This is a genomic window from Modestobacter excelsi (assembly GCF_005930495.1).
Classification (GTDB): domain Bacteria; phylum Actinomycetota; class Actinomycetes; order Mycobacteriales; family Geodermatophilaceae; genus Modestobacter; species Modestobacter excelsi.
On record NZ_SJEX01000118.1, the window covers coordinates 1 to 12,084 of the forward strand.

Genomic DNA, 12,084 nt, shown 5'->3' on the forward strand with positions numbered 1-12,084 from the left:
GGCTGGGCGGGCTCAGCTGCAGCGGTCTCGGCACCGACCGGCTCGGCGTGCCAGCGGACGCCGGCGTCGTGGACCTCGTTCACGCGGATGCACAGCACCGAGCCGTCGCCGTGCGCCGGGAGCGCCGGGAACGGCCGCGTGCACTTGTCCTGGGTGAACTGGCAGCGGCCGGCGAACCGGCAGCCGGTCGGCCAGGAACCGGGGGCGGGGACGGTGCCGGCGATCGAGGCCAGCCGGGTCGGCATGGGCACGCCGTCGGGCACGTGCGGGTTCGCCCCGAGCAGGGCCATCGTGTACGGGTGCGCGGCGTCGTCGAGCACCGGCGCGGTGCGCCCGGACTCCACGACCTGGCCGGCGTACATGACCACCACGTCGTCGCAGATGTCGGCGACCACACCCAGGTCGTGGCTGACGATCACCACCGAGAGACCGGTGTCCCGGACCAGCGCGCGGAGCAGGCTGAGGATCTCCGCCTGCACCGTCACGTCCAGGGCGGTGGTCGGCTCGTCGGCGATCAGCAGCTGCGGCTGGCCGGTCAGCGCCAGCGCGATGCACACCCGCTGCGCCATGCCACCGGACAGCTGGTGCGGGTAGCTCTTCAGCACCCGGTCGGCGTCCACGATCCCGACCTGGCGGAGCAGCTGCGCGGCGACCTGCCGGGCTTCCCGCCGGCCGACGCCGCGGAACCGGCGGATCGGGCCGATCAGCTGGTAGGCGACGGAGAACATCGGGTCCAGGGCGACCATCGGCTCCTGGGAGATCATCGCGATCTCCCGGCCGCGGACGGCGTTGGCCTGCTTCTCGCTGAGGCCCACCAGGTCCCTGCCCTGCCAGAGGATCGACCCGCCGGAGACGGAGACGCCGTCCGGCAGGAGACCCAGCAGCGAGCGGGCGGTCATCGTCTTGCCGCAGCCGGACTCGCCGACCAGTCCGAGCACCCGGCCGGGCTGCAGGGTGAACGAGACGTCGCTGACCAGCTGCGGGCCGTCGTCGACCGACACGGTCAGATCGCGGACCTCGAGCACCGCGGCAGGGTCGGCCGGCGTCCCGTCGACGACCCGCACCGGCGCCGTCCTCCGGGCGCGGGCGGGGTCCTTCACGTGGGCGGCCTTGCCGGCCAGGGCGTCGGCCAGCACGTTCGCCGCCACGACGGTGAGCGCGAGCACGACACCGGTGGGCACGAGGAGCCAGGGCGCGTCGTACACGTGCCCCGAGGCGTCCTGGATCATGATCCCCCAGCTGGGGTTCGGCTCGGCCGGCCCGAAGCCGAGGAACGCCAGGCCGGCGTTGATCAGGATCGCGATGCCGAACAGCTGCGCGGCCTGGACGGCGACGACCGTGGCCATCGCCGGCAGCACGTGCACGGTGTTGACCCGGAACGAGCCCAGGCCGTTGACCCGGGCAGCGTCGACGTACAGCCGCTGGCGCACCGACTGGGCGACGCCGAGCATGATCCGGTAGACGGCGGCGGAGATCAGCACGCCGAGGATCGCCATCACGATGTAGGTCTTCACGCCGATGACGCCGATGACGGCCAACAGGATGATCGTCGACGGCAACGCCATCAGGATCTCGGTGCTGCGGCTGATCACCTGCTCGACCCGGCGGCCGCGCTCGGCGGCGATCAGCGCGAGCGGGATGCCGATGCCGAAGGCGACGAGCACGGTGAGCGCGGCGGCGAGCAGCGGCTGCGCGCCGGCGGTGAAGATGCGACTCAGCAGGTCCCGACCGAGCGGATCGGTGCCCAGCCAGTGCGCACCCGAGGGCAGCGCCAGCCGGTTGGCCAGGTCCTGCTCGTTGATGTCGTAGGGCCGCCAGAGCGGCGCGGTGAACGACAGCAGGACGACCAGCAGCAGCCAGCCGAGGGCGACCAGGGGGCCCGGACGACGCAGCGCCGCGGGCAGCCCGCGGCGGCGCTGGGCCGGCGGGACGACCTCGGTCGAGGCATCGTCAGCAGCGTCCAGGGGCAACACGCTCATGCGGTACGCACCTTCGGGTCCAGCGCCGCGACCACCAGGTCGAGCAGCAGGTTCGTGACGACGACCACCACGGTCGCGACGATGACGACGCCGATCAGGGCGGGGAAGTCGTGGGACGTGACCGCGGCCTGGCTGGCTTGGCCGAGACCGGGCAGCGCGAAGAGGTTCTCGATGATCACCGACCCGCCGAAGAGCGCGATGAACTGGATGCCGAGCACCGCGACGACCGGCACGCTGGTCGATCGGAGGGCGTGGACGTAGCGGATCCGCCAGGCCGGCGTCCCGACCGCGCGGAGCGTGCGGATGTGCTCGGCCTGGAGGGCGTCACGCATCCCGGCGTTGGCGGTGCGGGCGACGATCGCCGCGCCGCCGACGGTGAGCGCGAGCACCGGCAGCAGCAGGCTCTTGGCCCAGTCGACCGGTGAGTCGGCGAAGGCGACGTAGCCGGTGGCCGGCAGCCAGCCGAGAGAGATGGAGAGCACGTAGACGAAGAGGATGCCGACCCAGAACGCCGGCAGGGACAGCGCGACGCCGCTGCTGGAGGTGATGAAGGCGCCGAACCGGCCGCCGCGGACTGCGGCGGTCACACCGAGGACGACGCCCACGATGCCGGACAGCAGCGTGGCGAACAGCGCGATGAAGCCGGTGACCGGCAGCCGGGTGCCCAGGTCCTGCCCGATGGACCGGCTGTCGATGATCGACCTGCCCAGGTCACCGCGGACCAGGTGGCCCAGGTAGTCGAAGAACTGGGTGACCAGCGGCCGGTCCCAGCCGAGCTCGGTGTTCTTGGCGGCGATCTCGGCAGGCGTGGCGCCGGGTCCGAGCACGATGGCGCCGGGACTGCCGTCCGTGGCGTGCACCAGCAGGAAGCTGATCAGCACGGCAGCCAGCACCGTGACCACTGCCAGCGCGAGCCGACGGGCGAGGTAGGCGAGCATGTCGTTCCCCTTCCGGGAGCGGCTGGTCAGGCGAGGATCAGGCGGACGGCTTGATCTCGGACAGCACGAACCAGCCGTTGGTGCCGGCGAAGGAGGGCTTGCTCACCTTGTCGCCGTTGTAGCCCATGTAGGTGAAGTCCTCGTAGACCGGGATGTACCAACCCTGGTTGGTGATCGCGTCGTTGAGGTCCTTCAGCGCGCCCGTCTGGGCGTCACCGGTTGCGCCGAGAGCCGCGCCCAGCGCCTGCTCGATCTGCGGGTCACTGGCCTTCTGCAGGTTCACGAACCCGCCGACGACCACACCGGCCACGAAGCCGGCCGGGTTGTCCCCGACCGCGAAGGGCCCGAACAGCATCGGCTCGGTGGCCGCCGCGGCGAAGATGGCATCGGTGGACGTCGCGGTGACGAAGTTGAGCGTCACCCCGATCGCGGCCCACTGCTTCTGGATCGCGATCTGGTCGTCGCTCGGCTGACCGCCCACGGTCTGGTTGATCTCGAAGCCGTCCGGGTAGCCGGCGTCGGCCAGCAGCTGCTTGGCCTTGGCCGGGTCGTAGGCATACTGCTCGTCCAGCGCCGGGTCGAACCCGGTGGCCGACTCGGGGAACAGCTGCGCGGTCGCCCGGGCGCCCGGGTGCAGGTCCTTGACCAGGGACTCCCGGTCGATGGCGTAGGACAGCGCCTGGCGGACCTCGACCTTGGCGAACGCCGGGTTCGTGACGCCGGTCTTGTCGGCCACGGGGAAGCCCACGATCGTGCCGCCGACCTTGACGATGTCGCGCTTGGAGGAGACCAGGTCGATGGTGCTGGACCCCAGCTGCAGCGCGACGTCGGCCTGGCCCGAGACGACGGCGTTGGCCAGCGCCTGGTCCTCGATGATCGGCTTGTAGACGACGGTGTCGAAGGCGAAGTCATCCGCGTTCCACGCGTCGTCCTTCTTGGTCAGCGTGTACGAGCTGCCCCGGGTCGTCTTGCCCTCGTCGAGCGTGTACGGCCCGGACCCGTCCGGCGTGGTGGCCAGCGAGTCGGGGTCGGCCACCGCGTCCTTGCCGACGATGACGCCGGGCTCGTCGGCGAGGTTCTTGTCCGGGCTGGCCTGCGGCGCGGCCCAGGTGATGACGACCGTCTTCGGATCCGGGGCGGCGACGTCGGAGATCTCGGTGGAGCTGCCGGCAGAGAAGGACTGGTACCCGGCCAGGTCGGGGTCGCTGCGCCGGTCCAGGTTGCCCTTGACCAGCGTCGAGTCCAGCGTCGAGCCGTCGGTGAACGTCACGCCGTCGGCCAGGGTCAGCGTCGTCTGCAGGTTGTCCGGGCTGTTCGTGAAGCCGGTCGCCAGGCGCGGGGTGACGGTGCCGTCGGCCCCGGTCAGGAACAGCGGGTCGTACAGGGCGCTGAAGAACTGGATCTGGCCCTGCCCGTAGAGCAGCGGGTCGTAGCCCGTGGCAGCCGAGTCTGAGTCGACGGCGATGGTGAGCGTGTCGGAGGCGCTCGAGCTGCTGCCGCCACCACCACTGCCGCCGCCGCAGGCGGCCAGCGAGGTGAGCGCACCGGCGGCCAGGACGGCCACCCCGGTGCGCATCAGGGAGTGGCGGCGCAGGGTCTGCACCTCGGGGGTCCGGAACAGCTTCATACCGGTCTGGCTCCTTCGCTTCGTTACGGAGGGGTCATGTCGGCCGGGGACTCGGCCGCACCGGGATCCCGGCGTTGGCGGCAACGATGCGGTGGGCCCTCTGGTGACGTCAGGCACAATGCCGACCAATGGAAGACAACTGTGGCCTGCGCCTCAGTGCCGATCTTGAGGAGCGCCGGCCATGTCCGAAGAAGTGTCAGCCCAGACCCGCGTCCGCGGCCGTCGCCCGAGCCAGGGCGAGCCGGTGGTCGACCGCGCGCTGGCGCTCCTCGACGCCTTCGACGCCACCCACCCCTACCTCACGCTGAGCGAGCTCAGCCGGCGCAGCGGCATCCCGGCCAGCTCCGCGCTGCGGCTGGCGGGCCGGCTGCTGGAGTGGGGCGCCCTCGAGCGTGATGCAGCCGGGCGGTTCTCGATCGGCCTGCGGCTGTGGGAGGTCGCCTCGCTCACCCCGCGCGGACACGGACTGCGCCAGGTGGCGCTGCCCTTCATGGGCGACCTGGAGGAGGTGACCCGGCAGCACGTGCTGCTCGCCGTCCGGGAGGGCGACGAGGCGCTGATGGTCGAGCGGCTCTCCTCGCACGGCGCGGTGGCGGCGCTGTACCGGCCGGGCGGGCGGATGCCGCTGCACTCCACCGGGGTCGGGCTGGTGCTGCTCGCCTTCGCCGAGGCCGCGTTCCAGGAGCGCATCCTGGGCCAGTCGCTGATGCACCAGCCGGAGAACGTGCCGGTCTCCCCCGCCGCGCTGCGCCGCACGCTGGCCGAGATACGGCGCGACGGACTGTCCACCTTCCGGCGCGGCGCGCCGGGCCCGATCGTGAGCGTCGCCGCGCCGGTGCACGACGCCCAGGGCACCGTCGTCGCCGCGCTGTCGGTGGTCGTGCCGGCGGAGAACGCCGAGCCGCGGCTGCTGGGCCCCGCTGTCCGGACGGCGGCCCGGGGCATCTCCCGCGGGCTTGGTCTCCGCCGAGCACCCGGCACCGCCTGACCGGACTCCTCTGCCATTGGCCGGCAGCGGCGCTGATCACGGTGAGCGGCGTCACGCATGCTCGCGGTCGCGCTGACAACGCCGTCGACCACCGAGGAGCGCCGTGCCGATCCATCCCGCCATCGCATCGAAGCTGCACCTGCTCGAGGGCATCACCTCCTTCGAGGAGGCGATGGCCGACCCGGCGCAGCGGGCTCTGCTCGACGAGTTCATGTCGATCACCGGCGCACCGCAACCGCCGCAGGTCCGGACCCGGGACGAGACCGTCGAGGGCCCACACGGCGCCGTGCCGGTACGCGTCTACCTGCCCGACGGCGACGGCACCGACCGGCCCGGCCTGGTCTGGCTGCACGGCGGCGCGTTCCTCGGCGGCGACCTGGACATGCCCGAGGCTGACTGGACCGCCCGGCAGCTGGCCGCCCGCGCCGGTGCCGTCGTCGTCAGCGTCGACTACCGGCTCTGCCACGGCGGGGTGCACTACCCGGTGCCGCACGACGACGTCGTCGCGGCCTTCCGGTGGACCCGGGACAACGCCGACACGCTCGGCATCGACCCGGCCCGGCTCTGCCTCGGCGGCGCCAGTGCCGGCGGCAACCTGGCCATCGGCGCGGCGCTGAAGCTGCGCGACGAGGACGGCCGACCGCCGGCGGCGCTGCTGCCGATCTACCCCGTGGCGCACTCCGTGCTCCCTCCGGCCTCGGCGTCGCAGGCCGCGAGGATGGCCGAGGTGCCGCCTGTCCTGCGGTTCCGGCCGGAGGACACCGACTTCTTCAACACCAACTACCTGGGCGGCCCGCTGTCGAAGGCCGACGGCTACGCGTTCGGCGCCCTCGCCGTCCTCGAGGGGCTGTGCCCGACCCTGGTCGTCAACGCCGAGTACGACGACCTGCGCCCGTCGGGCGAGGACTTCGTCGCCCGCTGCGCGCTGGCCGGCGTCGACGTCCGGCAGGTCACCGCCGTCGGCATGCTGCACGGCTTCCTGAACACCCGCCCCGACCTCGAGCCGGTCGACTCCACCCTCACGCTGATGGTCGAGCTCGTCGCCGGCGCCCGTTCCCCGCAGACCCTGGAGGTCCCCGTATGAGCGCCACCTTCCCCGACGGCTTCCTGTGGGGCACCGCCACCGCCGCGCACCAGGTCGAGGGCGGCAACGTCAACAACGACCACTGGGTGATGGAGCACGCCGAGCACACGCCGTTCGTCGAGTCCAGCGGCGACGCCTGCGACTCGTGGCACCGGTGGGAGGAAGACCTCGACCTGGTCGCCGGGGCCGGGCTGGACACCTACCGGTTCAGCCTGGAGTGGAGCCGGATCGAGCCCGAGGAGGGCGAGCTCTCCCGCGCCGCGCTGGACCACTACCGGCGGATCGTCGACGGCTGCCGCGACCGCGGGCTGACCCCGATCGCCACCCTCGTGCACTTCACGATGCCGCGCTGGCTGATGCACGACGGCGGCTGGACCGGCCCCAAGACCGGTGACCGGATCGCCCGGTTCACCGAGCTGGCACTGCCGGCGGTGAAGGACGCGGCGTACGTCGCCACGATCAACGAGCCCAACCTGATGGCCGTCCAGCCGGTGATCGGCGGGATGGCCCGCCGCGGCGAGGAGATCAAGGGCCTGCCGGTGCCCGACCAGGGTGTCGCGGAGGCGCTGATAGGCCTGCACCACCGCAGCACGGAGGTGCTCCGCGGTGCCGGGTCACCGCCGGCCGGGATGACGCTGGTCGGGCTGGAGTACATCGACGAGGGCGGCGGCGCGGAGCCGCTGCAGGCCGCGCGGGCCGCGATGATGGACCAGTTCCTGACCGCCGCCGCCGGCGACGACTGGGTCGGGCTGCAGATCTACACCGCCCAGCGGTTCGGCCCCGACGGGCTCATCGCCCCGCCGGCGGACCGGCAGACGCTGGCGCACGGCATGGAGCGACGCCCCGAGGCGCTCGGCGCGGCGATCAACCACGCCGCCTCGGTGCTGCCGGACACCCCGCTGCTGGTCACCGAGAACGGCATCGCCACCGCCGACGACGCCGACCGGATCGCGTTCACCACCGACGCGCTGCGGAGCCTGTCCGCGGCGATCGACGCGGGCGCCGACGTCCGCGGTTACGTGCACTGGAGCCTGCTGGACAACTTCGAGTGGATGCTCGGCTTCGCGCCCACCTTCGGCCTGGTCGCCGTCGACCGGGAGACCTTCGTCCGGACGCCGAAGCCCAGCCTGGCCTGGCTGGGAGAGGTCGCGAAGCGCAACGGCCTGGCCTGAGCCGACCGGCGTCAGCCGAGGCGCGGGTCGACGTGGACCTTCGGGCCCGGACCCGCGCCCTCGGGCCGCTCGCCGGCCAGGACGGCGGCGACCCGGTGGAGCCCGACGGTCGCGGCGACCAGCGGCCGAGGGTCCACCGCGCTGCTCGCGTAGGCGGCGATGGTGGGCTCCAGCCCCGGGGACCCGGAGAGGACCCCGACGGCGGTGACGTCCTTGAGCAGCAGGGTCCGGGTGTCCACCGCGCTCGGCGTACCGGCGATGCCGATGCACACCAGCCGGCCGCCGGGCTCGACCAGGTCCAGGGCCAGCGCCGGCGAACCGGCCGCGGTGGAGGCGTCGACGACGGAGTCGAACGGGAGGTCCGGCAGCGTCGCCCGGCGCCAGGCGCCGGCGAAGCCGAGCTCGCGGGCGAAGCCGAGCGAGGCCTCGGTGACGCCCAGCAGGTGCACCTCGGCGCCGGCCGCGCGCAGGAACATCGCCGTCAGCAGCCCGATCGTCCCGGGGCCGATGACGAGGGCCCGGTCACCCGCCTCGACCTCCGCGGCGTGCGCCGCGCGCCAGGCGTTGCCGCCCGGCTCGACGAGCGCGCCGAGGACCTCGTCGACGGGATCCGGGAGCTCGTGCAGCGACCAGGCGGGGACGGCGAGCTGCTCGGCCAGCGCCCCGGGCCGGTCCCCCCGGATGCCGACCTCCTGGCGGTGCTCGCACACGTGCTGCCGCCCCCGGCGGCAGGGGCGGCACTCCTGGTCGCCGAGCATCGTGTCGCCCATGACCCGCCGGCCCAGCCACGCCGCGTCGACTCCGTCGCCGACCTGCGTGACCCGGCCGCACCACTCGTGCCCCGGCCGCAGCGGGTAGGAGGAGTGGCCGGTGTGCAGGTAGGCGAGCTCGCCGGTGAACAGCTCGACGTCGGTCCCGCACACGCCCACCCGCTCGACGTCGACGACGACCTCCCCCGGAGCGGCGACCGGGACGGGCACCTCCTGCACCGAGCCCTCCCCGGGTCCGGTCAGCACGAAGGCGCGCATGGTCGACCCGCTCATCTGGACCTCGTTCCCGCCACGGGGCCAGGATGACGGTCGTGGCCCTCCGCAGCGCGCAGTGGTACTCCGGTGACGTCCGCAACGCCTACATCCACCGGGCGTGGATGCGCCGCGGCGCCCCGGACGACGCGTTCGGGCGCCCGCAGATCGCCATCGCCAACACCGCCTCGGACCTCGTGCCGTGCAACCGGCACCTGTCCGAGGTGGCCGCCGCGGTGCGCGACGGCGTCCACGCCGCCGGCGGTACGCCGCTGGAGCTGCCCGTGATGGGCCTGGGCGAGACCCAGGTCCGGCCGACGGCGATGCTCTGGCGGAACCTCGCCGCGATGCAGATGGAGGAGGCCTTCCGCGCCAACCCGGTCGACGGGCTGGTGCTGCTCGGCGGGTGCGACAAGACGATCCCGTCGCTGCTCATGGCCGCCGCGTCGGTCGACCTGCCCGCTGTCGTCGTCCCCGGCGGCCCGATGCTCACCGGCACCTTCCGTGGGGTGCCGCTGGGCTGCGGCACCGACGTGTTCCGGCTGTCGGAGGAGGTCCGCGCGGGCACGCTGTCGGCGGCGGAGTTCACCCGGTCGGAGTCGGCGATGATCCGCAGCCGCGGGCACTGCAACACGATGGGCACCGCCTCCACCATGGCCGTCGTCGCCGAGGCTCTCGGCACCGTGGTGCCCGGCGTCGCCGGGACGCCGGCCGCGGACAGCCGGCTGCTGAAGGCCGCGCACGGCACCGGCCGGCTGGTCGTGGAGATGGTCGCCGCCGACCGCCGGCCGAGCACCTTCCTGACCGAGGCGTCCTTCGCCAACGCGATCGTGGCGCTGGCCGCCGTCGGCGGGTCCACCAACGCCGTCGTCCACCTGCTGGCGATCGCCGGGCGGCTCGGCATCGACCTGACCCTCGACGACTTCGACCGGATCGGCTCCGGGGTGCCGGTGCTGGTCGACCTGCTGCCGGCCGGCCGGTTCCTGATGGAGGACCTGCACCGCGCCGGCGGGCTGCTCGCCGTCCTGGCCGAGGTCCGCGACCTGCTCGACCCGACGGCGCTCACCGTCACCGGGAAGCCGCTGGTCGAGTACCTGGACGACGCACCGATCTGGGACACCGACGTCATCCGGCCACGCCGCGAGCCGTTGGTCGAGCACGGCGGCATCGCCGTCCTGCGCGGCAACCTCGCCCCCCGCGGGGCGGTCGTCAAGCCGGCCGCGGCCTCGCCGCACCTGATGCGCCACCGCGGCCCGGCGGTCGTGTTCGACTCGATCGAGGACTTCTCCGCCCGCATCGACGACCCGGACCTCGAGGTCGACGCCGACTCGGTGCTCGTGCTGCGCGGCTGCGGGCCCCGGGGCTACCCCGGCATGCCCGAGGTGTCGAACATGCCGCTGCCGAAGAAGCTGCTCGAGCAGGGGGTGCGGGACATGGTCCGGGTCTGCGACGGGCGGATGAGCGGCACCGCCTACGGCACCGTCGTCCTGCACGTGGCACCGGAGGCCGCCGCCGGCGGCCCGCTCGCCCTGGTCCGGACCGGGGACGTGATCAGCCTCGACGTCGAGGCCCGGCGCATCGACGTCGAGGTGCCCACCGACGTGCTGGCCGCCCGGGCCCCGGACCCGGCCACCGTGGCCGGCTTCGCGGCCCCGCGCCGCGGGTGGGAGCGGCTCTACGTCGACCACGTCCTGCAGGCCGACACCGGCGCCGACCTGGACTTCCTCGTCGGCTCGAGCGGGTCGCAGGTCAGTCGCGAGTCGCACTGACCTCGTCAGCCGCCCACCCGGGTGACCGCAGAGGTGCCGAACCGCTCCGCCGTGGCGCGCTTGTAGCCGGCCGGGAAGTCGACCGACGCGGCGCGGTCCAGAGCAGCGACGCGCACCTGCGCGGCACCGTCCCCCGCGAACGCCGCGGCGCAGTCCTCCGGGGCGATGTTCGCCGCCGCCACCAGGCCTCCCGCCGCGCCCACCGCACCGCACAGCGACAGCAGGCTCGCCGCACCGGTCCAGAGGTCACCGGTGAAGACCTCGCGCTCGTGCAGCAGCCGCGCGGCGTCACCCGAGGAGTCCTTCAGTCCGGCCACCGGGAGGTCGGGGAGCACGTCGACCGGGATGCCCGGCGCCGACGCGCCCGGGAAGTGGTAGGCCAGCAGCGGTCCGGTGGCACGTGTCGCGACCCGGTCGTAGTAGCGGCGCGGGTCGGCGACACCGGGCGGGGAGAGCACCAGGACGGCGTCCGCGCCGCTGCCGAAGGCGCGCTCGGTCAGCTCGGCGGCGCGACGACCGGTCGCCGCTCCCGTTCCGGCGATGACCGGCACGGAGGCGGGCGCGGCCGCGCGGACCGCGCCGACCACCTCGTCGCGCTCCTCCGGCGTGAGGGTGGCTGCCTCGCCCGTCGTCCCGTTCACGAGCAGGGCTCGGACGCCGAGGTCGGCCAGCTGCGCGGCGAGGTCGGCGGTGGCCTTGGCCTGCAGGTCGCCGTCCTCGGTGAAGAGGGTGACGAGCGCGACGCCGACGCCGGTGAAGAGGGCCATGCCGCCCATCCTGCCCCGGGAACGGCGATCGGAGGATGGTTGCCGCCCAATGGCACCGGTCTGGGCTCCGGTGACCGCCGTCACCGAAGCTCGACCTGTCGACCTCGACCCCTGATCCGGGAGCACCCATGAGCTTCGAGTACCTGATCGACCCCGCCACGGGCCCGCGGTGGAAGGGCGTGCTGCCCGGCAAGCCGCAGCCCTACGTGCTCCGCCGCGGCGAGGGCGAGCACGCCAAGCTCTTCGGCGACGTGTTCAGCGTGCTGCTGTCCGGCGACGAGACCGAGAACCAGTTCGGGATCATCGTCAGCGAGTCCCCGGCCGGCGACGTCATCCCGACCCACTCGCACAACGCGACGCACGAGACCTTCTACGTGCTCGACGGCAAGGTGCGGCTGTTCTTCGAGGACGCCGAGGGCACCAAGCAGTCCCAGCTGCTCAGCGCCGGCGACTTCGGCTTCGTGCCGGCCGGCTTCGCCCACGCGTACCAGATCGTCGAGCAAGCCCGGATGATGGGCACCCTGTCCGGCGGCTTCGAGCGGTTCTTCCAGCACATGGGGACGCCGACCGACTCGACGAGCCTGGACCAGCCGCCGTTCATCCCGGACTTCCCGCGCATGCAGGCGGCCGCGCAGCAGCACGACATGCAGTTCATGCGCGACTTCGAGTGGCCGGACGCCTGAGCAGATGACCACGCCGGCCCTTCCCCTCCCCCCGCCGGCGCACGCGGCTCCGCTG

Annotated in this window: 10 protein-coding genes; 5 read left to right on the forward strand and 5 right to left on the reverse strand. The window is 73.3% G+C overall.

What is annotated here, in order from left to right; all coding sequences use genetic code 11:
* The 3 genes from FHL80_RS23875 to FHL80_RS23885 all read right to left on the reverse strand — a co-directional run.
* Positions 1-1,979: dipeptide/oligopeptide/nickel ABC transporter permease/ATP-binding protein (locus FHL80_RS23875; RefSeq protein WP_138735822.1), on the reverse strand; the 1,979-nt coding region annotated here is incomplete at its 3' end.
* Positions 1,976-2,917 carry an ABC transporter permease gene (locus FHL80_RS23880; RefSeq protein ID WP_138735823.1) on the reverse strand — a complete coding sequence of 314 codons (942 nt, stop codon included), beginning with the start codon at positions 2,915-2,917 and terminating at the stop codon, positions 1,976-1,978. The genes FHL80_RS23880 and FHL80_RS23875, both read right to left, overlap by 4 nt.
* A 37-nt stretch (positions 2,918-2,954) precedes the next feature.
* The gene (locus FHL80_RS23885; RefSeq protein WP_138735824.1) at positions 2,955-4,544 is read right to left on the reverse strand and encodes an ABC transporter substrate-binding protein; all 1,590 of its coding nucleotides are present in this window, start codon (positions 4,542-4,544) and stop codon (positions 2,955-2,957) included.
* Positions 4,545-4,725: 181 nt separating this feature from the next.
* Between FHL80_RS23885 and FHL80_RS23890 the strand changes: the two genes are divergently transcribed.
* The 3 genes from FHL80_RS23890 to FHL80_RS23900 all read left to right on the forward strand — a co-directional run bounded on the left by FHL80_RS23890 (position 4,726) and on the right by FHL80_RS23900 (position 7,788).
* The gene (locus tag FHL80_RS23890; RefSeq protein WP_246078924.1) at positions 4,726-5,532 is read left to right on the forward strand and encodes an IclR family transcriptional regulator; all 807 of its coding nucleotides are present in this window, start codon (positions 4,726-4,728) and stop codon (positions 5,530-5,532) included.
* Between the two features lie 103 nt (positions 5,533-5,635).
* Positions 5,636-6,616 (forward strand): alpha/beta hydrolase, encoded by a 981-nt coding sequence (locus FHL80_RS23895; protein ID WP_138735825.1) that lies wholly within the window; start codon positions 5,636-5,638, stop codon positions 6,614-6,616.
* A complete protein-coding gene (locus tag FHL80_RS23900) occupies positions 6,613-7,788 on the forward strand; it encodes a glycoside hydrolase family 1 protein (protein ID WP_138735826.1) in 1,176 nt (391 codons plus the stop codon). Before FHL80_RS23895 ends, FHL80_RS23900 begins: the two co-directional genes overlap by 4 nt.
* A gap of 11 nt (positions 7,789-7,799) precedes the next feature.
* On the opposite strand, the gene FHL80_RS23905 is transcribed toward FHL80_RS23900, so the two are convergent.
* A complete protein-coding gene (locus FHL80_RS23905; RefSeq protein WP_138735827.1) occupies positions 7,800-8,831 on the reverse strand; it encodes a zinc-dependent alcohol dehydrogenase in 1,032 nt (343 codons plus the stop codon).
* A gap of 29 nt (positions 8,832-8,860) precedes the next feature.
* Here FHL80_RS23905 and FHL80_RS23910 point away from each other — a divergent pair, with 29 nt between their 5' ends.
* Positions 8,861-10,579: an IlvD/Edd family dehydratase gene (locus FHL80_RS23910; protein WP_216871009.1), complete on the forward strand. Its 1,719-nt coding sequence runs from the start codon at positions 8,861-8,863 to the stop codon at positions 10,577-10,579.
* Positions 10,580-10,584: 5 nt separating this feature from the next.
* Here the strand turns inward: FHL80_RS23910 and FHL80_RS23915 are convergent, their stop codons facing one another.
* Entirely contained in the window at positions 10,585-11,346 is a 762-nt protein-coding gene (locus FHL80_RS23915) for a dihydrodipicolinate synthase family protein (RefSeq protein ID WP_216871010.1), read from the reverse strand.
* Positions 11,347-11,474: 128 nt separating this feature from the next.
* Here FHL80_RS23915 and FHL80_RS23920 point away from each other — a divergent pair, with 128 nt between their 5' ends.
* Positions 11,475-12,029 (forward strand): quercetin 2,3-dioxygenase, encoded by a 555-nt coding sequence (locus FHL80_RS23920; RefSeq protein ID WP_138735830.1) that lies wholly within the window; start codon positions 11,475-11,477, stop codon positions 12,027-12,029.
* The last annotated feature ends 55 nt before the right edge of the window (positions 12,030-12,084 follow it).